At 48.7% G+C, this 26002-nt stretch carries 24 protein-coding genes; all 24 read left to right on the top strand.

Annotated features, from left to right (window positions below; genetic code table 11):
• The first annotated feature begins 223 nt into the window (after positions 1–223).
• The 24 genes from M2108_RS04450 to secA all read left to right on the top strand — a co-directional run bounded on the left by M2108_RS04450 (position 224) and on the right by secA (position 25980).
• Complete coding sequence (locus M2108_RS04450; RefSeq protein WP_277468211.1) at positions 224–2956, top strand: stalk domain-containing protein; 2733 nt, start codon at positions 224–226, stop codon at positions 2954–2956.
• 57 nt (positions 2957–3013) lie between these two features.
• Positions 3014–4171 carry a sensor histidine kinase gene (locus M2108_RS04445; protein WP_277468326.1) on the top strand — a complete coding sequence of 386 codons (1158 nt, stop codon included), beginning with the start codon at positions 3014–3016 and terminating at the stop codon, positions 4169–4171.
• Positions 4172–4175: 4 nt separating this feature from the next.
• Entirely contained in the window at positions 4176–4898 is a 723-nt protein-coding gene (locus tag M2108_RS04440) for a response regulator transcription factor (protein ID WP_068728002.1), read from the top strand.
• Positions 4899–5186: 288 nt separating this feature from the next.
• Positions 5187–5582: a glycosyltransferase family 2 protein gene (locus tag M2108_RS04435; RefSeq protein WP_277468212.1), complete on the top strand. Its 396-nt coding sequence runs from the start codon at positions 5187–5189 to the stop codon at positions 5580–5582.
• A 188-nt stretch (positions 5583–5770) separates the two neighbouring features.
• Positions 5771–7786, top strand: a complete 2016-nt coding sequence (locus tag M2108_RS04430) for a helicase-related protein (RefSeq protein WP_277468213.1) — start codon at positions 5771–5773, stop codon at positions 7784–7786.
• 2 nt (positions 7787–7788) lie between these two features.
• The gene (locus M2108_RS04425; RefSeq protein ID WP_277468214.1) at positions 7789–8658 is read left to right on the top strand and encodes a ComF family protein; all 870 of its coding nucleotides are present in this window, start codon (positions 7789–7791) and stop codon (positions 8656–8658) included.
• Positions 8659–8783: 125 nt separating this feature from the next.
• On the top strand, positions 8784–9191 hold the full coding sequence (locus tag M2108_RS04420) for a TIGR03826 family flagellar region protein (protein ID WP_277468215.1): 408 nt from the start codon (positions 8784–8786) through the stop codon (positions 9189–9191).
• Between the two features lie 106 nt (positions 9192–9297).
• Positions 9298–9585, top strand: coding sequence for a flagellar biosynthesis anti-sigma factor FlgM (gene flgM, locus M2108_RS04415; RefSeq protein ID WP_277468216.1), 288 nt, complete (start codon positions 9298–9300; stop codon positions 9583–9585).
• Between the two features lie 12 nt (positions 9586–9597).
• Positions 9598–10098: a flagellar protein FlgN gene (locus M2108_RS04410; protein ID WP_277468217.1), complete on the top strand. Its 501-nt coding sequence runs from the start codon at positions 9598–9600 to the stop codon at positions 10096–10098.
• 59 nt (positions 10099–10157) lie between these two features.
• On the top strand, positions 10158–11753 hold the full coding sequence (gene flgK, locus M2108_RS04405; protein WP_277468218.1) for a flagellar hook-associated protein FlgK: 1596 nt from the start codon (positions 10158–10160) through the stop codon (positions 11751–11753).
• Positions 11754–11768: 15 nt separating this feature from the next.
• On the top strand, positions 11769–12686 hold the full coding sequence (flgL, locus tag M2108_RS04400) for a flagellar hook-associated protein FlgL (protein ID WP_277468219.1): 918 nt from the start codon (positions 11769–11771) through the stop codon (positions 12684–12686).
• Positions 12687–12704: 18 nt separating this feature from the next.
• Positions 12705–13268 (top strand): DUF6470 family protein, encoded by a 564-nt coding sequence (locus tag M2108_RS04395; RefSeq protein ID WP_277468220.1) that lies wholly within the window; start codon positions 12705–12707, stop codon positions 13266–13268.
• A gap of 88 nt (positions 13269–13356) precedes the next feature.
• Positions 13357–13800, top strand: a complete 444-nt coding sequence (locus tag M2108_RS04390) for a flagellar assembly protein FliW (protein WP_277468221.1) — start codon at positions 13357–13359, stop codon at positions 13798–13800.
• A gap of 1 nt (position 13801) precedes the next feature.
• Positions 13802–14044, top strand: a complete 243-nt coding sequence (gene csrA / locus M2108_RS04385; protein ID WP_277468327.1) for a carbon storage regulator CsrA — start codon at positions 13802–13804, stop codon at positions 14042–14044.
• 262 nt (positions 14045–14306) lie between these two features.
• Complete coding sequence (gene hag, locus M2108_RS04380; protein WP_277468222.1) at positions 14307–15197, top strand: flagellin Hag; 891 nt, start codon at positions 14307–14309, stop codon at positions 15195–15197.
• Positions 15198–15382: 185 nt separating this feature from the next.
• Complete coding sequence (locus tag M2108_RS04375; RefSeq protein WP_277468223.1) at positions 15383–17284, top strand: glycosyltransferase; 1902 nt, start codon at positions 15383–15385, stop codon at positions 17282–17284.
• A gap of 61 nt (positions 17285–17345) precedes the next feature.
• Positions 17346–17738, top strand: a complete 393-nt coding sequence (locus M2108_RS04370) for a flagellar protein FlaG (RefSeq protein WP_277468224.1) — start codon at positions 17346–17348, stop codon at positions 17736–17738.
• Between the two features lie 20 nt (positions 17739–17758).
• Complete coding sequence (fliD, locus tag M2108_RS04365) at positions 17759–19240, top strand: flagellar filament capping protein FliD (protein WP_277468225.1); 1482 nt, start codon at positions 17759–17761, stop codon at positions 19238–19240.
• 33 nt (positions 19241–19273) lie between these two features.
• Complete coding sequence (gene fliS / locus M2108_RS04360; protein ID WP_277468328.1) at positions 19274–19666, top strand: flagellar export chaperone FliS; 393 nt, start codon at positions 19274–19276, stop codon at positions 19664–19666.
• Positions 19656–19991 carry a flagellar protein FliT gene (gene fliT / locus M2108_RS04355; protein WP_277468226.1) on the top strand — a complete coding sequence of 112 codons (336 nt, stop codon included), beginning with the start codon at positions 19656–19658 and terminating at the stop codon, positions 19989–19991. The genes fliS and fliT overlap by 11 nt, the downstream gene beginning before the upstream one ends.
• Before the next feature lie 222 nt (positions 19992–20213).
• Positions 20214–20411 carry a cold shock domain-containing protein gene (locus M2108_RS04350; protein WP_068724647.1) on the top strand — a complete coding sequence of 66 codons (198 nt, stop codon included), beginning with the start codon at positions 20214–20216 and terminating at the stop codon, positions 20409–20411.
• Positions 20412–20939: 528 nt separating this feature from the next.
• Positions 20940–22364: an S-layer homology domain-containing protein gene (locus M2108_RS04345; RefSeq protein WP_277468227.1), complete on the top strand. Its 1425-nt coding sequence runs from the start codon at positions 20940–20942 to the stop codon at positions 22362–22364.
• Positions 22365–22623: 259 nt separating this feature from the next.
• The gene (gene hpf, locus M2108_RS04340) at positions 22624–23175 is read left to right on the top strand and encodes a ribosome hibernation-promoting factor, HPF/YfiA family (RefSeq protein ID WP_068724651.1); all 552 of its coding nucleotides are present in this window, start codon (positions 22624–22626) and stop codon (positions 23173–23175) included.
• 297 nt (positions 23176–23472) lie between these two features.
• Entirely contained in the window at positions 23473–25980 is a 2508-nt protein-coding gene (gene secA / locus M2108_RS04335; protein WP_277468228.1) for a preprotein translocase subunit SecA, read from the top strand.
• Positions 25981–26002: the final 22 nt, after the last annotated feature.

Raw genomic sequence — 26002 nt, 5'->3', positions numbered from 1 at the left:
AATAAATGAAGTAAGCCCCGTGTATGCGGGGCTTTTTTATGTTGTCTGCAGCTTCTGTAACAGCAGTGAAATGGGAGGAATCTAGCAATATTCGCAACTTTTCGTTAAAATTTCAGTCTATTTAATAGTAAAGGGGAAGTAGATGCCTGTTTTTTGACTTCATAATAGACGCTGGACAATGAAAGAGTGCGATTATTAAAAGAGATGGGAGAGTTACACTGAAATGAGTGAAGTTTTCATGGGGAACAGTGACAAGAAGCCAGGACGGGGAACAGGAAAGCCGGCGGCAAAACGCTGGATTGCAGCATCATTGGCCGGAGTGCTCTGGATTATGCCGGTGATTGGAAGTGAGGGACTGCCGGGTTTGGGAGCAGGTACAGCATCTGTAGCCCAGGCGGCTGCCAGTTCTTTTACAGTTACGAAGCTGGGTGAAGAGGTCATTACCTCCGGAGCGATGATGATGGAATATAAATACACCGCACTGCGTTCAGGCAAAAGCGCAACCGGACTGGCGGATGTCATCCGTGTGGATTTGAGCAATCCTTACGTTTCCCTGGATGTAATGACCGGCAAGGGCGGTAACCTGACTACCCGGCAGAGTACGGGCGGTATGGCGGCGGAAACGGGAGCAGTAGCGGCTATTAACGGGGATTACTTCAATACCGGGGGTGAGGGGGCACCGATCGGAGGGCAGGTATCCGGCGGAGTCCTGGTATCGACACCTTCGCAGCTGGATGGAATGTATGCCTTCGCACTAACCAAGGACCGTAAGCCGGTCATTGATGAATATACGTTTGAGGGTCTTGTTACTGCAGAGGACGGGTCTCAGTTCCCGTTATCCGGTATTAACAAGGGGGCTTATAGCCCGGAAGGCGGCAGTTCCACGTACAGCCATGCCAATGCCGCCTATATTTATACTGATGCCTGGACCGCTTTGGACCGGCCAAAGAACAGCTCAACAACACCGACTGAGGTGCTGGTGCAGAATGATGTTATTACGCAAATTTCTCTGGATGCGGCACTGCCCATAGCCGTTCCGGAAGGTGCATACATCCTGCGGACTCACGGTCTGTCTGCACAATTCGTCAAGTCCCATCTGGCGGTAGGCCAGAAGCTTAGCAGTGTATACTCGCTGAAATCCAAAACGACCCAGCAGTCCGTAGATCCGGCCAGTCTGCAAATGATGATCGGCGGACATACCATTCTGGTTAATGGCGGCAAGGCGGCAGCCTTCTCGCGTTCGACTTCCAGTATCGGCGGCTACCGGGCAAGGACAGCGCTGGGATATTCCCAGGACGGCCGTTACGTCTATCTGATTGCGGTAGAGGATAATGCTAACAGCGCCGGGATGTCACTGACAGAGCTGCAATCCTTTATGACCAATATCGGGGTCTGGAAGGGATTGAACCTTGACGGAGGGGGTTCTACAACCATGGTAGACCGCCCGCTGGCCGAAACGGCGACTACACTTACCTTCAATACAGAATACGGTACAGAGCAGCGTAGCATTGTCAACGGCCTGGGAGTATATACTTCCGCTCCGCAGGGAGAGGTAAAAGGAATCAAGATCAGCGGCAGCCCGGTGCTGCTGATAGGACAAAAAGCCAGCTATACGTTAAAAGGCTATGATACCTACTATAATCCGATAGATGTGGCCTCGGGTAACCCGGCATGGACTTCGAGCAACGGCAGTGCGACTGTCAGCGCTGGTGAAGTAACGGCTGTCAAAGCCGGAACGGCCACACTGACCGCTACCAGCGGAGCAGCAAGTGCCTCCACGAAGGTAACCGTTCTGGGAGGGGAAGACCTGGCGAGCCTGTCTGTGGGCACAGCTACAGCTCCCTTGACAGCGGGCACGACCGTATCGGTCCCTGTTACAGCAGTCTCTAAAAGCGGAGCGACCCTGACTGTGCCGGCTTCGGCGCTGAAATGGGAAATGGTCGGTTTTAACGGGAGTGTTCAGAACGGCAAGCTTACGGTTAATTCGGTCAATGCAGGCGTAACTACAGGCTATGCGATTGCCCGGTATGACGGCTTCAGTACAGCGGTTGTACTGTCTACAGCAGCAGCCACAGCCTGGGAAGATTTCGAAAATGTGAACTATCCGATTGCCTTCACTACAAATGCTGCGGGCGTCACCGGAACGGCAGCGGTTGTGGCCGGATCAGCTGAACGTGCGGGCTCCAAGGTGCTGTCACTCAGCTATGACATGACGGCGGGCAGCGGAAAAATGTATGCCTATGCCCAGTTCAACGGTACCACCGGCAAGAGTATCCCGGCTGCGGCAACCTCGATGTCGCTTGATGTTATGGGCGATATGAGCCTTAACTGGCTGCGGGCTGAGGTTGTTGACAATGCAGGAACAACAGCATACATGGATCTGGCTAAAGTGATTGACTGGAATGGCTGGAAGAGCCTGAACATTGACCTGTCGGGCTCGGGCATCAAGTTCCCGGCAACGCTCAAAAGAGTATATGTAGTCAATGTAGAGGAAGGGCAGGACGAACGGGCCAAGACCGGTACGGTAGGCTTTGATAATATTTCCTTTGTTATGCCTTCGCTGTCCAGTGAAGCAGGACTTCCGAAGGCAGCGGCCTCCATGGTCATCGGTTCAAAGTCCCTGACGGTTAACGGCACCAAAAAAGCGATTGATGTCGCTCCGATCGTTAAGGACAACACCACTTATATTCCGATTAAATATGTAGTGGATGTCTTCGGCGGCAGCGCAGCCTGGGATCAGAGCACCAAGAAAATCATGGTTCTGCGGGGGGCGAAGGCGCTCGACCTGACTGTCGGCAAAAAGGAATATGTACTGAACGGGAAGCGTCAAAGTGCTGAAGTAGCTCCTTTAATCCTAGACGGCAGGACTTTAGTACCGCTTAGACTCGTCTCGGAGCAGCTTGGACTGACCGTAAAATGGGAACAGAAAACGAAGACCGTAACTATCGAATCGTGATATGTTAGTATAAAGGAAAGCCTTTAATACGATCCGATAGAAATGGGGCAAGCATCCGTGGAATTTCAGGCCGATGCGATAGATCGCGTCATTAAGAATACCATCGACGTGATGGAGAGCAGCAAGTATCAGATTTTTGAAATAATGCATGTTGCCCGGGACGAGCTTGTTGCACTCACAAAAGAACTGCAGAGGGTTATGGAAGAAACGGATGAAACATTGCAAAAAGTGGATAAGCTGGAGCTGCAGTATCACCGTTCACGGATCCGGCTGACCGAGGTCAGCCGTGATTTTGTCCGTTATTCGGAGAAAGATATCCGGGTTGCCTACGAAAAGGCGACCGAGCTGCAGCTTGAGCTTATGATGACAAGGGAACGTGAGATCTATCTGCGGAGCAGGCGGGATGAGCTGCAGCTGCGGGTCCGCAGTGTCGAAAATTCTGTTGAGCGTGCAGAATCCATCGGTTCGCAAATGAGCGTTGTTATCGATTACCTGGCCGGAGAAATGGGACAAGTCACACGAATTGTCGAAACGGCAAAAAACAGGCAGCTGATCGGGCTGAAAATTATTCTGGCCCAGGAAGAGGAACGCAAAAGAATTGCCCGGGAAATTCATGACGGCCCTGCTCAAATGCTGGCGAATCTAGTCCTAAGGACGGAAATTGTAGAAAGAATGCTGGTAAAGCAGGAATTTGGCCTGGTGCAGGACGAAATAATAGATTTAAAGGGACAGGTCCGCTACAGTCTGGAAGAAATGCGAAAGGTTATTTTTAATTTGCGTCCAATGGCGCTGGATGACCTTGGGTTGATCCCAACCCTCCGCAAGTATGTGCATGACTTTGAGGAAAAAACCAAAATCCGTACCACCTTCGAAACAAGGGGCAAGGAGCACCGGCTTTCTTCCGCTATGGAAGCCGCAGTTTACCGGCTTGTGCAGGAAGGGTTAACCAATGCTGCGAAGCACGCTTATCCGAGTTACGTTCTGGTAGAAATCACTTATCAGGCGCAGCTGATCAAGATTGTCGTAAAGGATAACGGCCTGGGGTTCAATGTAAAAAAGGTTAGCGAGCAGGGCAGCCGGGAAAGCTTCGGGCTGGTCGGCATGCGGGAGCGTGTAGAGCTGCTTGAAGGCAGGATGGAAATCGAGTCAGCGGAGAATCAGGGAACAACAATCGTAATTCACATTCCGACAAATGTGGAAAAGGGGAAGGAGTAATGTGATGGAGAACCAAAGCTCTGGCAAATTGCCGATAAAAGTACTTTTGGCCGATGATCATCAGTTGTTTCGCGAAGGGCTTAAACGGATTTTAAATATGGAGGACGACATCGAGGTTATCGGTGAATGCGGTGACGGTATTCAGGTGCTGGAATTCTGCAACGTCAACAAACCGGATATTGTGCTGATGGACATCAATATGCCTGTTGAAAATGGTGTTGAAGCTACACAGAAGCTCCGGGAAATGTTCCCGGATGTAAAGGTTATCATTCTGTCAATTCATGATGATGAGAGTTATGTATTCGAGACACTGCGCAAGGGTGCCAACGGCTATCTGCTGAAGGATATGGAAGCGGAGTCGTTGATCAATGCCATCCGTTCAGTATGTGAAGGGCATGCGTTCATTCATCCCAAAGTTACCGGTAAATTGATCAACCAGCTGCGCCGTATGACTTACCTTAACGAAACAGGTGCCATGGCTGAGACTCCGGTCAAGGAAGCAGGCGTGAAGTTCGTTGCCGGCGACAATAATCCGCTGACCCGCCGTGAGGCAGAGGTGCTGCGTCTGATGGCTGAAGGCAAGAGCAACAAGAATATCGGAGAATACCTCTTTATCAGTGAAAAGACGGTCAAGAACCATGTCAGCAGCATCCTGCAGAAGATGGAAGTTGACGACCGTACACAAGCCGTAATCAACTCGATTAAATACGGCTGGGTTACCCTATAACCGGCATAACGTTAACTGAGCGTTTTGGAGAATCCAAATGATCCGGAACAACATTACATAACGGCAGGGGAGCTCTTTGTCATCTGCCAGCGTATTGTTCAGTCGCAGTTATATTCGAATTTTGCAAAATGCTGATTTAAGTAAATACCCGGATATAGGCAGTCTGACCCTGTCCGCTGTAAGATAGCCTTTAGAGCAGACGGGTTTCCCAGGCCGCAGGGAACCATGGGCAGTCACCGACCTCGGAGCATCGGCATATAGTGTCGGTATAAGAGGAGGTGCATCTCCATGGTAGCCCAGTTAATATGGATTGCGGCTGTTTATGGATCGGCAGTAGCTCTCGTTCATATCCTGAAACACCGGGAACGTACCCGGCATGCCGGACGATTCAGCAAGCGGCTTCATTATATTCTGATTACCCGCAATCATGAGGCGGTAATTGAAGGGTATATCCGGATGCTTGCCTGGCGGGCATTCCGGGCGGGCAAAGCCTACCAGGTAACTCTGATGGATGACGAATCCAAGGACAGCACGGTAGCTGTAGCAGTCAGACTGGCCCGGAGCGGCTCTGCAATTGAATTCGTACCGCTGATGCAGCTTCAGGGTATGCAGGAACGGCAGACCGTAATAGATCTGCGGATGCCTGGAAGCAGGGGATCGCTATCGACACGCGGCGAATATTAATGCAATATGCAAGAAACGGGTGAAGCACACTCTCCAGTTCGGGGGAGTGTGCTTTTTTGTGTTTTCCTGATTGCCAAAGCTATAGCGGCGAGAAAAGAATAGGCAGTAGATGGGGATGTGTAATTCAGGGCCTTTATCAGGATCAGCGCTGACAGGGTGATTATCTTATAAGCAGGGGGCGGCATGTTATGAGAGTTAGTGTCTATGCAGCGGCAACGGAAGGGCGCTGGAAGCTGTGGATCTCGGTGTGTCCGGCGGTGGACTGGTTATGGTGGAGCGGGAGGGGAGGGCACGGCTGGAATTGCAATAAGGCGGATGGACTTGTGATGCTGTCTGCCGGCCTGCCTCTCGGGTGGGGTGTGAAGCTCAGGGACAAGCTGGAATACAGCAATGCTATGCAGAAATGGACAGCAGCAGAATGGCGGGCCTGTATGATAGATATTCTTAAAAGGGAGATCCGGGCAGAGGAAACAGCCCGGGGGCAGCGGATGGAGGAGTGGGCCTGGGAACTATTCGATGTGCGGGATATGGGAGATGGCCGGGCCGGATGGAGTGATCGTGATGCAGGGAAGCCGAGAAGTGATGAGGACTTGTGGTTTGATGCTCCTGGCTGCATGCGGGAAGTGAGCTATTATGCAGACAGTCTTGTGGCAATGCTGTACGGACGCTCGCTTTTGCAGCCGGAAGTGGAGGCCCTGCTGGTAGAGCAGGCTGAAGGAGCTGAACGGCGCTGGAGGGCTGCTGCCCAGCTTGCCCATCTGCAGGGACGGCTTAAGCTGGAAGCCGCGGTGGGTCATGTAAGCGTGAGTGGTGGAGGCAAAGGTGATGATTGTAGCGGAGTGGGCAGCATCCGCTGGAAGGCGGTGCAGGCGGCGCTTCGCCTGCCGCCGCTGCTCTGGCGCGGCGCTGCCCGCCGCCGCGCGGATGCGCGCTGCCTGCGCTGCGGCAGCGCGGCCACGGGCCGCACGCCCTGCGCTGCGTGCGGCCTGCTCTGCTGCGCCTATTGCGAGGCCTGCCTCGCGCTCGGGCGCAGCCGGTCCTGCGCGCTGCTGATCCGCAGCGCGGCTTCTCCGGCCGTGCGGTGCACAGCGGCCGGGACCAGCCCCACCGTAGCGGCACGCCGGTGGGGGCTTAGTGCAGCCCAGGCGGGGGCCGCCGGGGCTGCACTGGGGTTTCTGGCTGCGCGGGGGAAGCGCGCAACCAGGGAAGGCCCAGAGCGGTTCCTGCTCTGGGCGGTGACGGGAGCGGGGAAGACGGAGATCACCTTCCCGCTCCTGGATGCAGTGCTCGCCGCCGGAGGGCGGGCAGCGGTGGCGACGCCGCGGCGCGACGTTGTGCTGGAGCTGGCCCCGCGGTTGGCGCGGGCCTTCCCGGCAGCGTCACTGGCCGTGCTGTACGGCGGCAGTCCGGACCGCTGGATACCGGGCCGGATTACCATCGCCACTACGCACCAGCTGATGCGGTTCTACCAGGCTTTTGATCTGGTGATTATCGACGAACTCGATGCGTTTCCCTATCACAACGATCCCATGCTGGCTTTTGCAGCCGGACAAGCCTGCAAGCCGGACGGAGCCTTTATCTTTTTGTCAGCAACGCCGCCGCGGCAGCTGCAAAGAGAGGTCAGCTTCGGCAGGCTGCCGCATGCAAGGGTGCCGGTGCGCTTTCACGGTCATCCGCTACCGGTACCGCAGCATTTGACGATGAATCCGGTACATCTGTGTATCAAAAAAGGCGGCTTACCCAGGGCATTTATACAGGCGTTGCGCAGATCGCTGGCACGGGAAGCGCAGGTGTTTCTGTTTGTGTCACGCATTGCCCATATTGAGCCGCTGCTGGTGCTACTGTGCCGGATTTTTCCTGACGTCCGTATAGAAGGTACTTCTTCTCAGGATCCGTTCCGGCCGGCCAAAGTAATGTCCTTCCGCGGACGGGAGATCAGAATGCTGGTGACCACAACCATTCTGGAACGGGGCGTGACTGTCCCGCGCAGCGATGTTTACATTCTCGATGCAGACAGCAGTCTGTTCGATGAGGCTTCACTCGTACAGATGGCGGGGAGGGCAGGACGTTCGCAGGAAGACCCCGCAGGCACGGTGCTGTTTCTCTCTCCGCAGTGGACGAGCTCCCAGCGCAAAGCGATTGCCCAGATCCGTACGATGAATGCCATTGCCTGCAGGCGGGGATACCTGAAAGGGAGGAAATGACCATGAATAATTTAAGCGATTGGATAACCGGTATCCGCTCCTTACTTGCTCCCGCAATCATCCGCTGTCTGATCTGCAGTAGTAACGGCCGTCCGTCAGCCGGGCTGCCCGGCATTTGCACAGGCTGCGAGGCTGGTATTCCCTGGATCCGTCAGCCCCGCTGCCAGACATGCGGCCGCCACACCGGTTGTCCCGACTGCAGCCGGAGCGGTCAATCTGCACCTATTCTCTATAACCGGAGTGCAGTAGCCTATACTCAGGTGATGCGTGAATTGCTGGGACGATATAAATACAGGGGGCATGAGCGGCTTGCACCTTTGCTGGGTCTGATGCTGGATCGTGCATACATACAGCTAAAAGTTTATATAGACCATCGCCAGAACTTGACACTGGTCCAATCTCAACGGTTGCCTGTACATAGCATTCTTCGAAAAAAGAAGGTCAATCCAGCTAACCTGTGGCACGCTGATCTGCTTGTCCCTGTGCCCGTCTCGGATTCGCGCCTTATGGAGCGCGGCTTTAACCAGGCTGAGCGCCTGGCAGATGTGTTGTCCGGACTCAAGGGAATTCCGCAGCTCCCGCTCCTTGTCCGTACTCACCATACCGGCAAACAGAGCTTTAAAAGCAGGGCAGAGCGCATCGCAGATATGAAGCATGCTTTTGCTGCAAATTCTGATAATTCAGTCAGAGCACAAATCAGCAGCTGGTTGTCTCAAGTACAAGATCCCGGCCGGCCACTGCAGATTCTAATCATCGATGATATTTACACTACAGGCAGTACCATTCGTGCGTGTGCAGAAGCGGTACAGCTTATATGCGCGAGTCATAGAAGAGATGCAGAGATTTATAGCCTGACGTGGGCCCGATCTTAATGCAAAAATAACCAAAAAATAATTCTAGCCGATACTAATCATAGACTAAGCGTTTGCGATCATGTAATCTAAGCATAAGTTCACTATGCAATGCACAAAATGTAAGGGAAGGAGCCGCCGGTAAAATGAATGTAGACAATTGTCCCAAATGCGGCCGTTTATACGTCAAGAATATTATGGATCTATGCCAGCCCTGTATCAAAGAGCTTGAGAATCAATATGCGATTTGTGCAGAGTACCTGCGTAAGAACCGTGGCACCAATATTCAGGAGCTGTCCGATGCTACTGAAATTCCTATTAAAGAGATCACCCGGTTTATCCGCGAAGGCCGGATTTCTATAGCGAATGCTCCGAACATGATGCTTCCTTGCGAAGTGTGCGGAACACTGATCCGCGAAGGGCACATGTGTGACAGCTGCCGGTCCCGTTTAAGCAAGGAGCTAAACAGAGCTGCAGCTGAAACTGCTGCTGCTAATGAGCCTAAAAGCGGCAATAAATCCGCTTACCGCGCCGTTGATAAGTTCCGTAATTAATAAAATCTTGGAAAAAACGTTTTCAGCTATAAAGATTGATTCAATAAAGGCCGATAAACTTAGTAAAGATTATCGGCTTTTTTATTTTAAAAGGAAGGTGGAAGTTATGAAAATTAACGAGACCGGACGAATTAACCCCATTAATCCGTATCAGCGCAGTGCGGACGCACAGCGCCAGGAGCAGATCAAGAAAAGTTCACGCAAGGACGAGGTTTCGATATCTGATGAAGCCATTCAGCTTCTGAAAGCCCAGAACAGCAGCAAGATTGATGCAGAACGTGCAAACAAGATCGAGAGCCTGAAACAGCAAGTATCCGCAGGTACCTACCAAGTTGACGCAGCTAAACTCGCAGACTCACTCGCCCCCTACTTTAAGCAATCCTCCGAGAATTAGGTGAATTCATCCATGGCATTGACGAAATTACTTGAACTCCTTGAGCGGCTGGATGACACGCATCTTCAGATGCTTAATCTGGCCGCAGTCAAGAAGCAGACGATTATGGACAACAGGGTCGATGGCCTGATTGACGTCATGAACCGGGAGTCCAAGCTGATGAAGCTGATTGGACAGCTTGAGGAGCAGCGTGCAGAGGCTGCCTATATCTTCTTACAGGGAGTAGGCATACGATCCAATCTGAACCTGAATCTGACTGAGCTGTCCCGGCTTGTATTTGATCCAGAAGATAAATCGCGTCTGCAGCAAATACAGCAGAAGCTTTCAGGCACTTTACAGCGCTTGAGGGCAGCCAACGAGCTGAACCAGAAGCTGATTGAGCAGTCGCTTACTTTTATAGACTATTCCCTGGATTTGCTTGTAGGGAGACCGAATCAGGAATTTACGTATCATCATCCGGCCGACAAAGGATATACCAGCAGCCGTTCAGGACTTTTTGACGCCCGCGGATAAAGAATCTTATATATTCATATATTGCGCATTGCCGGAGCAATCATAGGGAGGAATAAGCAGTGACATCCACATTTCATTCGATAGAGACGGCAAGGCGGAGCCTTTTTACCCAGACTGCTGCACTCAACACAACCGGACATAATATCGCTAATGCAAACACAGAAGGTTACACCCGCCAGCGTGTGAATATGAAGGCTGCTATTCCGATCGAGGCATACGGCATGAATAATTCGGCGATGCCCGGACAGATGGGAACAGGCGTAGAGTTTACTTCCATACAACGGATCCGCGAGATGTTCCTGGACGACCAGTACCGGGGAGAGAGTGCCTCAAGCGGAAACTGGACCATCCAATCCGATACTCTGGATAAACTTGAAGCCATTGTGAATGAGCCTTCTGATTCAGGAATCCGGACAGTGCTTGATAACTTTTGGAAATCCTGGTCGGATTTAAGTAAGAATCCGGAGGATCCTACAGCCCGGAAGATTGTTGTACAGACGGCACAGTCACTTACAGATGCAATTAACTATATGAGTACACAGCTAGATAATCTGGACAAGGACCTTAACACCAATATTGATGTTAAAGGCAAAGAGATTCAAAGCTATTTGAGCTCTATTGCTGATCTGAACAGGTCTATCTACAAAATTGAAGGCATGGGCGATCAGGCTAACGACTTGCGTGACCAGCGGGATTTGCTGACTGACAAGCTTTCCAAAATAATTAATGTTACTGTACTTGATACAGATGCCGGTTATACGATTTCACTTGGCGGACAACCGCTTGTCCAGGGAGCAGCTGTGGCTGCTACAGTAGACAGTGCATTTTTGAATAACGCATACGCTTCCGGGGATCTCAAAGCAGGCGAAGCCTATGGGATGATTTTCTCCAGCAAAACGTATGTTGCGGATTACAAAAAGCAGCTTGATGACATGGCTAATACGATTGCCAATGGAGAGGTTCAGGTTACGATTCCTTCGGGATCTACGCTTCCGGCAGGAACTACGGTTCTTCGGGACTCGGAAATTATTCATTCAGACGGCACCAAAACTACACTTCTTGCCGGAGCGGCAGTTCCGGTACCATTGACTGGAGATCTCAAAACTACGGTTAAGGGACTCAATGGCCTCCATGAGTTAGGATATGCCATGGACGGCAGCTCGGGACGGGCCTTTTTTACACCGGCAATTGCCGGTGAACCGATCACCGCAGGCAATCTGAGGCTTAATCCTGAAATAGCTGCTAACGCGAATCTGTTTGCTACCTCAATGCGGGTGACTACAGATAGTGCCGGAAATACTACTGTTATAAAGGGTAATAATTCCCTTGCTACATTGTTCAGTAATATGAAGGATAACACTACTTTCACTTCTGCTGACGGCACAAAAACAGGTACTGTGGGATCCTATCTCAGTTCTATGGTTGGACAGCTTGGAATTCAGTCACAGGAGGCTACCCGTCAGGCCAGCAACTCTGATTATCTGGTTGAACAGGTAAACTCGCGGCGCCAGTCGGTGAGCGGTGTATCGCTGGATGAAGAAATGTCGAATATGCTGGTATTTCAGCATGCATATAGCGCAGCTGCGCGTTTCATGACTACTTATGACGAGATGCTTGATAAATTAATTAACGGAACCGGCACAGTCGGCAGATAAAAGGAGGAATAGCTGATGTTGAGGGTAACCTCCAATATGATGAACTCACAGTTGCTGCTTAATTTGAACAGAAATGCCCGCACGATGAATGATACGCAGCTCCAGCTATCGACTGGCCGCAAAATTAACAAGCCTTCGGATGATCCGGTAGGTATCACCTATTCTTTGCGCTATCGTGCTGAGATATCATCTAACGAACAGTACACGAAGAATGTGGACAGCTCGCTCTCCTGGCTAGATTATAATGATACGGTGCTGGGACAAGCCGGTGAGGTTGTCCAGCGTCTAAGAGAGCTTACTGTGCAGGCGGCGACCGGAAGTAATCCTCAGTCTGCCTTGGACAGTATCAATGAGGAAGTAATGCAGCTCAAAGAGCAGCTTGTTGATATTGCAAACAGTAAGCTTAACGGGAAATATATCTTTAATGGCGAGCAATATGATGTTAAGCCTTATGATTTCGTTAAGGGAGCAGACGGAACCTTTGATACAACCAAGGCTGTCACTACAGACCCTGGACAGATTCAATATGTCGTAGGTGAAGGGGTTCAGCTGCCCATCAGCCTAAGCGGTAATGATGTATTTGGCTACTCGTCAGATGCAGATAATATTTTTACAGTCATTAACAATATCTCAAGTGCTTTGAAGTCAGGCAACATCACTGGAGTATCAGACCAGTTAGCCAATGTGGATACCCGTATTGAGAAGTTTCTGACTGCCCGTTCTGAGATTGGTGCAAAGACTAACCGGGTAGAGCTGATGCAGGAGCGCCTTAGCGACCTTAATACCAACCTCACGGAACTCCAGGCCAAGACAGAGGATGCAAGTTATGAAGAACTGATTATGAACTCGAAGATACAGGAGAATATTTATAATGCCTCCCTATCTGTAGGAGCGAAAATCATCTCAACCACACTCGTAGACTTTATTAGATAACGGAGGTGCTACTCGCTGATGCAGGGTATTCTGCAAATTCGACAGACACCGGCGGTTATTGGTATTGATGCAGATCCCGGGCAATATTCCATTTCGCAGCCTAAGGCTGAAGTTACTATAACAACTACACCAGGAAAGCTAAGTGTGGAATCTACACGTCCGGTGCTTCTGATAGATCAGAAACAGGCGCGAGCCGCTTATAACGGGGGCACGGTGCTTGAAATGAACGGGCGTATCTATTCAGGTATCAAGCAATTATATTTGCAGGCTATCGCCCGGAGGGTGGAGCAGGGCAACCGGATGTCTGAATTTTTTAAACCCGGTAATTCCATTGGCGAAGTTTATGGTTTTGATACAGAGCCCAACTCTTTTCCTAATCCGTGCGGACCGGCATCTTATGATAACGTGAGAATCCGGTTTGAATCTCAGGCACCGCAAATCAGTTACAGAGCTGCCACAGTAGATATCCAGGCAACCCGGCATGAACCCGAGATCGAATATACCCGCGGGAAGCTGGATATCTACATGCAGCAGTATAATTCTGTGGAATTTATTCCACCTGAAATTAATATGCAGATATAGCATTTGAGCTATAGATGTGCCTGAGTGCGCGTCTATAGCCATTTTTCTTATTACTCCATTTTCATAAATTATTTAGGAGTTGAGTCAATTGATTATAGAAACATTGTCGATGGGCAGACTTGAAGTGAGTGAAGAACAATTGTATCATTTTCCCAAGGGTATCCCAGGTTTTGAAGAAGAAACGGACTACGCTTTAATTACATTGGAAGATACTCCATTTTGGGTCCTGCAGTCATTGAAAGAGCAGGGAGTTTCATTTCTGCTTACTAATCCTTTTGATTTTTATCCGGGTTATGAGTTTGAACTGCCGGACGAAGAAGCTGCAGAGCTGCAAATTGAAGTAGAGGTTCTTATCCGCAGTATTATTACTCTTCATGAAAATACCGAACAATCAACGATTAACTTGTTGGCTCCGATCGTGTTCAACCCTGCCAAGCGGCTAGGCAAACAGATTGTGATCCATAGCCGGACCTATCATACCAAACATATTCTGCTTCAGGAGCAGCCCGCAGACGGAAAGGATGGTGGCTGATGTGCTAGTGCTTTCCCGCAAAAAAGGTGAATCCATCGTTATTCAGGATCAGATTGAGATTACAATCCTTAGTGTGGATGGAGATACAGTTAAGGTTGGTATTTCAGCGCCGAAGCATGTGGATATCTTTCGTAAAGAGGTTTATCTCTCAATCCAGGAGACCAACCGCGAGTCTGCTGCTCCCCAGCAGTCCGATCTTAATGCCCTGATTCACCGGCTGAGGGGATTAGGAAATCAGGATTAATAATTGCAGAGGCCAGCTTGTACCCGGGACTGTTTTAGAGTTCCGGGTTTTATTTATTTCATCACGCCGGCATATACCGGCAAATCAGCATTTAAAGTGAATTGCAATATTTTTTTAGAAAATGTTTAAAATGCTCTAAACAGTTAGGCGCCTGCCGTCGATATATTATTTAGACGCTGATCCGGCAGGGCGGCCGACCTTAACGGATTGGCGTTTACCACAAGGATGTGGAATCAATTTAATTTCAGGGAGGAAATACCCAATGATTATCAATCACAACGTAGCAGCAATGAACACACAACGTCAATTGTCTGTTAACACAGCTAATACTAACAAATCCATCGAGAAACTGTCTTCCGGTCTTCGCATCAACCGTGCAGGCGATGATGCAGCTGGTCTGGCAATTTCCGAAAAAATGCGCAGCCAGATTCGCGGTCTGGACATGGCTGCCAAGAACTCGCAAGACGGCATTTCCCTGATTCAAACTGCTGAAGGCGCACTGAATGAAACACACAGCATTCTGCAGCGTATGCGTGAGCTGGCTGTTCAGTCTTCCAATGACACTAACACTAACAGCGACCGTGAAGCTCTGCAAAAAGAAGTAAATGAACTGGCTAAAGAAATCACCCGTATCGCCAACACTACAGAGTTCAACACCAAGAAATTGCTTGATGGTTCTGCAGACGGCGGTACTCAGGTAAACAGTGCAGCTAACCTTTCGTTCCATATCGGTGCTAATGCAAGCCAAAGCATCTCGCTTACAATTGCTGCTATGGATGCTCATTCCCTGGGTGTAGCAGGAACAGGCGGCGCTTCGGCAACAGGCGGTACTGCAGCAATTGCAACTTCCGGTATCAGCATCTCCAGCCAGGTTTCCGCGAATGCAGCTATTACAACTATCAATACTGCAATCACAACTGTATCCACTGAGCGCGCTAAGCTGGGTGCTTACCAGAACCGTCTGGAGCACACTATCAACAACCTGAATACTTCTTCCGAGAACCTGACTGCAGCTGAATCCCGTATCCGTGACGTTGACATGGCGAAGGAAATGATGGCTCAGACGAAGAACAATATTCTTGCGCAGGCTGCCCAAGCGATGTTGGCTCAAGCGAACCAACAGCCACAAGGCGTACTGCAACTCCTGCGTTAATTTTTAACCTCATTCAATTTGATTTAGTCTCGTAATACAAGAGGACTGGATTGTATGCCTGAAAAGGCTGCAACCAGTCCTCTTTTTATAGTATTCAATTGTACAAACTGTTTACTATAACTAACTATATTTTTGGATGATGCCGATATAATGAGTAACATTTAAAAGCAGGGGAGAATGTACTTATGAATGCCTCCATCTCATTATGCATGATTGTTAAAAACGAAGAGAATATACTGAACCGGTGTCTGGACAGTATAAAAGATAAAGTGGATGAAATGATTATTGTAGATACCGGATCAACTGATAATACAATAGAAATTGCTCAGCAGTATACCGCATCGGTGTATTCGTTTGCCTGGACTGATGATTTTTCAGAAGCCCGAAATTATTCGCTACGCCAGGCAACGAAAGAGTATATTCTGGTCCTTGATGCAGATGAATATTTAGATGCAGATGCTGATTTGCAGCAAGAACTTTCCTCAAGACTGGATTATTACCTGTTTAACATTAAAAATTATCATTCCTACGGGCAGAGCTTTACTCACAGCGCAGTGCGACTATTCAAAAATGATGCCGCTCTTTATTATGAAAACCGGTTACATGAGCATCTGAATGTTGTGGGTAACGATTCACTTAAAGGCGGAGAAGCTGAAGCGCTTATTCATCATACCGGGTACAACGCGGAAACGATGATTGAAAAGGATAAGATAAACCGGAATTTACCCCTGATGCTGCAAGCTGTAAGGGAAAACCCCGATGCCTACAATCTATATAACATGGGTAAAACCTATTTGTCGCTGAATGAGCACCTTAAGGCTGTAGAATTTTTCAAAAAGGCATACCCGTTAAGTACAAACCGTGTCTTTCTGCCGGAATTGCTGGTAAAGCTAGCCTATTCCCTTGGGGAACTAGACAGGAACGAGGAAGGCTTAAGCATATTGAACGATGCAGTAAACGTATTCCCTGAAGAAACAGAAATGTGGTATATCCGCGGTGAACTTTTCGCGAAGACTGGCTATTATAAAGATGCTGTAGCTTCATTTGAGCAGTGTCTGAAAATCGGAGACAGCGGATCTTTGGTTCTTGAAGGATCAGGGAGTTACAAAGCCTTAGAATCACTGGGAGGGGTATATGAGAAGCAGAGACAACTAACATTGGGGTTTGATGCTGTCTTAAAATCTCTTCAAGCCAAAAAAAATTATACCCCTGCACTAAAAAGGTATTTCAATATCACACTGAAGGCTAAGGTCCCATTAAAGGATGTTTATGAGACTATTAAACAGCTCTATAATATTGCTAATATTGAGGAGCTTCATCTGCTTCTGAATATCTTGTATGGACTTAGACACCCGCTGCTTTGGGATCTTCTGACACAATACTCCGTTAATTCGCAAAAGCATATTGAAGCAGTGGCCAAACTCTACAATAAGAATTATGACGGTGCACGTGCGATCTGGAGCGGAATGCCCCTACAGGCAGTTCTTCCGGAAAACGGGCCGGATATCCTGCTGCTGGCTTATATCATGCAAGATCCAGAGCTGTTGAAGCTTGCTGTGGGGGCTATGAATCTAAGCCATCGTGAGGCCAAGCAACTCAGCAAGCTTATCGGAGGAGCAGAACTAAAGGCTGCCGAAATGACAGGCCCAGTAGAAGCTCAGCTCCTTGAAATGGCACGAAACCTTATCATTCTTCAGGAAATGGATCGTTTTGAAACGATTTCTGCCGTACTTTTAACAGCCAAAATGGACACCAAAATTAAGCTGTGTGAAGTCTTAATCGATTATGGTTATGAAAAGCCGGCATTTGACCAATTAGTAAAGCTCTATGAAGAAAAACCTGCAAATGTAGAAGTGCTGAAAACCCTTGGAGATCTTTGCCTCAGGCTTGGTTATTTCGATGATGCGGAAGTGCTGTATGCTAGACTAATGGAGTTGTTACCGGTATATAGCTCATTTGAGAGCTGCTTCAATTTATATGAAGGAAAACGTAACCTTAAAGGAATGAGAGTGATTTGGCAAGAGATTAAACGGCTCTTTCCACTATCTCAATGGGATTTAGCTTTAAATGGAAGAACGTCTTCATAAAGACTATCCTTCTTCCGATATATAAATTAAATAATAGTATTCTTTTCGGAGGTTTTTGTATATGGAATTTCAATTCTCCTTGTCCGCGGTATCGGTTAACCCACCTAAACAGAGCACAGGCTATGAACCTGCTGCCGTAAAAGCCCCGGAGCAGCAAAAGCTCCCTGATAAAATCAGCACCAATTCCGAGCTCGTACAAGCGGAAAGACAAGGCGCTAAAGTGTCAATCGGGCAGGAGCATCTGATCAAGACTATAGCTAAGGCAGTCAAAGCTCTGGAAGGACCGCAGACAACACTGGAAATCAGTATTCATGAGAAGACACATGAATTGATGGTGAAGGTGCTCAACAAGGATACGGGAGAATTGATTAGAGAAGTCCCATCCGAGAAGACTTTAAATCTGGTTGCTAATATGATGGAGATTGCCGGAATTTTGATTGATGAACGCGTGTAGAAGGGAGCTGGGATGAACGAATGGTTATCCGGGTCAATGGATTTTCTTCAGGCATGGATATTGATAGTATCGTCAAAGAACTAATGACTGCAAAGCGCCAGCCGCTTGTAAAGCTTAATCAGTCAAAGACGCTGTTGGAGTGGCAACGTGATAGTTACCGCGACATCAACAGTAAGCTGGTAGATTTCAAGATGAATAAGCTGAGTGAATGGAATAAATCTGCTCAGATGAATACACAGCAGGCAGTGGTTACGGGGAATACCTCGGCAGTGAAAGCAGATGCAACTGCAAATGCCAACGGTGTGGAGATGACCGTAAATGTGACTAAGCTCGCCACCAGAGCCAGTGCAGAATCAAGTAGTCTGGTAAGTACTTCTACCAGCAAGACGGCCACTACTTCGACGCTGTTGTCTGACATCCAGCACAGTGGTACAGTCGCCTTACCCAGTAAGATTACAATTAATAATGTAGATATTGCTATTACCAGTACCGATACCATTTCCAGTCTGATGGGCAGAATCAACAGCAGTGACGCAAAGGTTAAAGCGTCTTTTGATGAGGTCAGCGGTAAACTTACTCTCACTTCTACGGAAGACGGGGATAAAACGTATCTGGCAGCAAATGAAATAGATAGCTCTTTAAAATCTCTATTGAATCTCAATACGTTCAATAATGCTCAGAAAGCACAACTAACGATTAAAAGCAGTAAAAGCGGCACTGAAGTTCCATATGAATCCATAACCAATTCCCTGATGGTAAATGGTGTGTCCCTGACTTTTCTGGCTGTATCGGGAACTGGTGGAGCCTCCACTATTTCAACCACGCCATCTACTGATAAGACGGTTGAAACGATCAAGTCTTTTGTTGATACGTATAACTCCCTGATTACAACAATGTCAACCAAGGTCGGGGAAGAAAAATATCGTAATTTCCCTCCTTTGACTGATGAACAAAAGTCCCAAATGAAAGAAGCGGATATTACGAATTGGGAAGCTAAAGCGAAAAGCGGGCTTCTGAAAAATGATTCCATTCTTCAAACCGTTATTTCAGATCTCCGGTCTGTCATATCTAAAAATCTGGGCAGTCTTAGTGACATGGGGATCACTACCGGTCAGTACTACGAAGGCGGAAAAATCTATTTAGATGAAGCCAAGCTTAAACAGGCGCTTACTGCTAATCCTCAAAGGGTTACTGAATTGTTCCAGGGCAATTCAGCTAGCATAGACGGCGGTATATTTGGTCAAATGTCCAAACTAGTAGATAAGTCTCTTGATAACATCGTTACCAAAGCAGGTACATCGAAATTTACGACTGATTTGACGGCGACCTATAAAACGGAAAGTGTAATGGGAAGAATGCTCAAAGATTATAATTCCAGGATCGATGCCATGACAGATCGGTTAACAGATCTGGAAACGCGCTATTACAAACAATTTACTGCGATGGAAACAGCAATGTCTAAATATAATTCTCAGTCTAGCAGTTTGTCTAGCTATCTCTGATATGAGATTTAGGATAAGAGAAGGGTGAAAACAATGATGATTTCTCCATATGAAAAATACCGGCAGTCGTCGGTAAAAACATCTACGCCGGGACAACTGCTGATTATGCTTTTCGATGGAGCTATCCGTTTTACCAAGGCGGGTGCTGAAGGAATTGCTGCAGCGGATATTCAGAAGACAAATCAGAACTTTGTCAAAGCCCAGGCTATTATGAGTGAATTAATGGCTACGCTTGATCCGGGTTATAGTATTTCCAATAGTCTCTTCAGTCTTTACGAATATATCAGACATTTAATGATACAAGCTAATGTGAAGAAAGATCAGAGTCTTGCTGAGGAAGCATTAACGTACCTGAATGAATTGCGTGTAACCTGGATGGAAGCCTCCAAAGCTAATATATCCCAGGATCATACTCATGGCCGATAGGATTTATGCTCTTGAAGAGCTGACACGGGGAATTCTGGGAAAATTAAGCCAGGCTGATGATATTGAGATCACAACATTTGTCGAACAGCGGGAAAAACTGACGGACGAGCTTGTAGAATCCTTTCGTTGTAATCCGCCCAGTGACGATGAGAAGGTGGAGATGAGAGCGTTGTTAGCTCACGACCAGCAGTTGAGACAGCGTATGAATGAGCTGAAGCTAGAAGCTTCCCAATGGCTACTGAACCGGAATCAGGCCAAGATGCAGCGTAATGCCTATGAAGCCGCCTACACCCCAGACAGCATTCTAATGGACCGTAAAAAATAACCGGATACGGATGTTTCAGCTCAGGAGCAGGCGGGTATTATATAGCGTCTGCTCCTTTTTGATGAAATGATCACTTTGAAGCTGCTTTGTTTAAATTTGTGGGTGGTAAATTATTGAAAGTAAACATTTACTTTTCCAATTGACAATGGAGAAGCTGCGGTGGTATAGTCGAGTTGTGGGCAAGACTCACGTTCATCTGATGACGAAGGGAATGTTTAATCAATGGAAGGTAAAGTGAAATGGTTTAACGCAGAAAAAGGCTATGGCTTCATCGAAACTGCCGATGGTGGCGACGTATTCGTACACTTCTCCGCAATCCAAACTGAAGGCTTCAAAACTTTGGATGAAGGTCAATCCGTAGAGTTTGACATCGTTGAAGGCGCACGCGGACCACAAGCAGCTAACGTCATCAAATTATAATCATCCGGCGCAGCCGACCTACATATATGGTAGATGGTTAGCAATTTAGACAACGCTAGCAGGGACCCTGGGATTCTCCCGGGGTCTTTTTTTATTGTTCTGAAAGCGCTACTCCTACTGCGAAAACGCCAAAGCTAACATGAATTCCCAATAATCTGTTAGCGATATGAAAAAATGGGTAATAACAGGTGTTGGGCCTACGATCTTGCCTCGATGCAGACTATTCGTAGCTTAGGTGTATGGTTGAGAAAGGTGTGAAAAGCGATATCGTGAAGCTAATGCCCTTCTGCAGTACAGTGAGCAGTACGGTGAAATGTGTCTGCCCATAAAAGGAATGAATTACACTATGCTGCCTAAGCTGACAGTACGTACAGTATGCTTCCTGAAGCAGATGTGTTGTATAAAGCGGATTTAATAACGCGGGAGGCCCACAAATGTAAGCGCGCGCTTCCAATAATGATATTGCAAGGCTATGGTTACAGCCATGGAGGGATGCGCAATTAAACTTTTAGGAGGATGGATAGCAGAATGAAGAAGATGTGGCGCGGTTTGATGACTGGAATACTCGGAATCAGCATGTTATTCGGAGCTCTTGGAAGTGTCTCTGCAGCAACGGCCAAGGATATTCAGGGACACTGGGCACAGAGTCAGCTGCAGGACTGGCTCGATAAAGGATACCTGCAAGGTTATGCTGACGGGACGGTAAAACCGAATAATGCGATTACCCGTGGTGAGTATGTTGCGCTCGTAAACCGCCTGTTTGGATTTACGGACACGGCAGCAATCACGTTTACAGATCTCAAGAGCAACAACTGGGCTTACAGCGAAGTGGCCAAAGCTGTAAGAGCCGGATATATTGGCGGATATGAGAATAATACTTTCCGTGCTACCAGTCCGATTACCCGTCAGGAAGCTGCAGTGATTACTGCCAAGCTCCTCAGTTTGAATACTAACAGCACAACGCTGACATTCAAGGATAGTGCTCAAATTGCCTCGTGGGCTAAAGGAGCAGTCGCAGCCGCGGCTGCCAAGAGCATCATTAACGGTTATCCGGATGGAACCTTCGGGCCGAAAAAAGCTCTGACCAGAGCTGAAGCAGTGGGTATCATCGGTAACTCGGCGGCGAATAATCCAGGCGGTACAGTCACGCCAACTCCAACACCTACAGCTACACCGTCTGCAACGGCCACTCCAACTCCGACGGCAACCCCTACCAGCCCGGCTGGAGGAGGTAGCGGTGGTGGTGGCGGTGGCGGTGGAAGCTCTGCTCCAACTGTTAGCGGAATAACTTATGGACATGTGGGCTCTGTTACGGCAGATGTGTATATGACCCCGTCGGTGACAGGAGCCGTTTATTATGTTGTTGCTCCTTACAGCAGCACTGCGCTCCTGCCGACGCAGCTGCAGGTTCGTGATGGTCTGACCGCAGCTGGAGCAGCTGGTGTGAATGCCGGCTCAACGACTGCTGTTGCCGGCAGCACGGTGTCCTTCTCGGTCTACGGATTGCAGCCTAGCACGGAGTACGCGGCTTACATTGCGGTTGCTGATACTGCCGGCAGCTGGTCAGGTGTTTATACTCTTCGGTTAACCACTGCATCTGCCGGCGGAGGGGCCATCACCGAACTTAGCCCGGGCACCATAGGGACAGTAACAGCTGATGTTTATGTAACTTACGGCCAGGCGGGCGGTATAGCCACACCTGTACGGTATGTGGTGCTTCCGGCTGGCGCTACCGAGCCTACAGCAGAACAGATTGCAGCAGGTCAAAACAGTTCCGGGACACAGCTTGCTGCACCTTGGAGCGGCGGCTTTACACCGGTGCCGGGGATAAGACAGACACTGACTCTTAGTGGTCTGACGGCTGATACGGCTTATAAAGTGTATGTCATTGCAGGTAGCGGAACATCATGGTCTCCGATAGAAATTTTACGGATTCATACGAAACAGCCGTAAAGCATGATACAGCCCGTAAGCTGGCACTGTGTAAGGAATTTGTTATTATAAATTCGGGCGGTCTAGGAATAATATAAGCAGCTAGACATGGTCCGGATGAGGGCAACCTGATTGCCCCGTCCGGACTTTGTTTATTTGTAAATATAGAAAGCTGTAGAATAGATTAATGTTAGGTAAATGTAAAGTCTGTAACGAATTGCTTTTTACTTAGCGCTGACAATTTGGTATAATGGGAACGTAAACAAAGGAGGAGTGCCCTATGCAATTCAGCATTCGAGGTCAACAAATTGAAGTGACAGATGCTTTGAGAGATTATGTTGATAAGAAGCTCAGCAGACTTGAGAAGTATTTCGATGCACCCCCTACCTCAGAAGGATATGTGACGCTTAGCGTAGTCCGCGGCCTTCATACGGTGGAAGTAACGATTCCGCTGGCCGGCGTGACGCTTCGTGCAGAAGACCGCAGCGACGACATGTATGCATCTATTGATGCTGTTGTGGACAAGCTGGAACGGCAGATCCGCAAGCACAAAACCAAACTCAACCGTAAGTTCCGCCAGGAAGGCAGCCTGAAGACCATCTTCGTGGAAGAGCCGGCGAGTAGCGTTGCCGTTGAAGAACAGGATTACGATGATTTGGAAGTAGTGCGGAATAAGCGCTTCACCCTGAAGCCTATGGATGTCGAGGAAGCCATTCTGCAGATGAACATGGTTGGACATAATTTCTTTGTATTCTCCAACATTGAGACTTCTGAAGTAAGCGTTGTTTACAAACGTAATGACGGCAAGTATGGCCTGATCGAACAAGATTAGTCTGATAATCAGGCACAGGTTTATGCTGGATGGTTATTGCCGCCAGTAATAATTTCAAAAAATCAGCCGAGTCCCTATTCGCTTGAAGCGAATAGGGCTCTTACTCGTATATAAAGGGTGACCATTTGCCGCTTCTTCTATTTTGCAAAATAAGGTTGCGGCTGCTCGTATTGCGGCTTGTCTTACAAACTGTTACAATTTATGAAGCAGCGGAATCGAAATAATATATGGCCCTTTCAATTTATATTTAAGGATGGGCTCGGTTCCACCATCTGTGTTGCATGAAAGGGGTTAACCATGCTAGGACTTGTAAAGAAAATATTCGGCGACACCAACGAACGCGATGTCAAACGTCTCATGAAGACGGTCGATGTTATTAACGGATTGGAACCTGAATTCGCAGCCCTCTCGGATGAGGCGCTTAAGGCGAAGACAGAAGAGTTCCGGGCCAGGATCGAAAAAGGCGAAACCCTGGAGGAGATACTCCCCGAGGCATTTGCAACCGTACGCGAAGCTTCCAAACGGACGCTGGGCATGCGGCATTTTGACGTACAGCTTGTTGGAGGTATGGCGCTGCATGAAGGCCGGATCTCCGAGATGAAGACAGGTGAAGGTAAGACACTGGTTGGTACATTGCCGGTCTATCTGAATGCATTACTCGGCAAAGGCGTGCATGTGGTGACTGTGAATGACTATCTGGCCCAGCGCGACAGCGCCCAAATGGCACAAATTTATAACTTCCTGGGCATGACGGTCGGGGTCAACCTGAACGGCATGGACCATGCTGATAAACAAGAAGCTTATGCCTGCGATATTACGTATGGTACCAACAATGAGTTTGGTTTCGACTATCTGCGTGACAACATGGTGCTCTATAAGGAGCAGATGGTACAACGCCCGCTATATTTCTGTATTATTGATGAAGTGGACTCCATTCTTATTGACGAAGCGCGTACTCCGCTGATTATCTCGGGGCAAGCCGAGAAGTCGACAGAGCTGTATTATGCAGCAGACCGTTTTGTTAAAAAGCTGACGGCTGAAGAAGATTACACTGTTGATATTAAAGTGAAGTCGGTAGCGCTGACTGAGAAGGGCGTGGCTACGGCGGAACGTGCTTTTGGCGTTGAGAACCTGTACGATCACAGCCATGTTACGCTGAATCATCATATCGTTCAGGCGCTCAAGGCTAATGTCATCATGCGCCGTGATGTCGATTATGTAGTGAACGGTGATGAGGTTGTCATTGTCGATGAGTTCACCGGCCGTCTGATGGCTGGCCGCCGCTACAGCGACGGGCTGCACCAGGCTATTGAGGCTAAAGAAGAAATCCAGGTACAGAACGAGAGCATGACGCTGGCTACAATTACCTTCCAGAACTACTTCCGGATGTACCGCAAACTGGGCGGTATGACAGGTACAGCGAAGACGGAAGAAGAAGAATTCAAGAAAATTTACGGCCTGGAAGTTCTTCAGGTACCGACGAATAAACCGAACCAGCGTGTAGACATGCCTGACGTTGTCTATAAGAGCGAGAACGGCAAATTCAACGCAGTGGTAACCGAGATTGTAGAACGCCACAAGAAGAACCAGCCTGTACTGGTTGGTACAGTATCCATTGAGAATTCTGAACGCGTATCTGAAATGCTGAAGCGCAAAGGAATCAAGCATCAGGTGCTGAACGCCAAGCATCACGAATCCGAGGCGGAGATCATTTCCCAGGCCGGACAGCCGGGGACCGTAACTATTGCAACCAATATGGCCGGACGTGGTACGGATATTATGCTCGGTGAGGGTGTAAGAGATGTTGGCGGTCTGCATATTATTGGTACAGAGCGTCATGAATCCCGCCGTATCGATAACCAGCTGCGCGGACGTGCCGGACGCCAGGGTGACCCGGGCTCGACACAGTTCTATCTGTCACTTGGGGACGAGCTGATGAAACGGTTTGGTGCGGACAACGTGCTGAACATGATGGACCGTCTGGGCTTTGAAGAAGACCAGCCGATTGAGAGCCGTATGATTACACGCGCAATTGAATCGGCCCAGAAGCGGGTAGAGGGCAATAACTTCGATATTCGTAAGGTCGTTCTTCAGTATGATGATGTTATGAACCAGCAGCGTGAAATCATTTACAAACAGCGCCGCGAAATTCTCGAATCCGAGAATATCAAAGGTGTTGTAACCGAGATGATCAAGCCGGTTATCGACCGTGTAGTCCGCGCTCACTGCGTGGATGACATTCCGGAGAATTGGGAGCTGCAGGAGGTTGCTGACTATGTTAACAGCAAGCTGCTGGATGAAGGTGCCATTACCCGTGATGACCTGTGGGGCAAGGAAGTAGAAGAAATCGTTGATTTCATCTTTGAACGTGTTATGCAGAAGTATGATGCGCGTGAAGAGCGCCTTGGCGCTGAGCTGGTGCGTGAATTCGAGAAGGTTATCGTGCTCCGTTCCGTAGACAGCAAATGGATGGATCATATTGATGCGATGGATCAGCTGCGTCAAGGGATTCACTTGCGTGCTTACGGCGGTACCGATCCGCTGCGTGAATATCAATTTGAAGGCTTTGAGATGTTCAACGCCATGACTGCCGCCATTCAGGAGGAAGTCGCTACGTACATTATGAAGGCGCACATCGAAGCCAACCAGGAACGCCAGTCCGTAGTCGAGGAAGATAAAATCTCGACCAACGCTGAGCCGGCTGAGAAGCGTCCGGTGCATGTCGAAGCGGCAATCGGCCGTAACGATCCATGCCCATGCGGCAGCGGCAAGAAGTACAAGAACTGCCACGGCCAGAACGCGTAAGGATATCCGAAGCGTCTCAGGC

It is taken from the genome of Paenibacillus sp. PastM-3 (assembly GCF_029893965.1).
Lineage (GTDB): Bacteria > Bacillota > Bacilli > Paenibacillales > Paenibacillaceae > Paenibacillus_AQ.
This window is presented reverse-complemented; position numbering and strand designations above follow the sequence as displayed.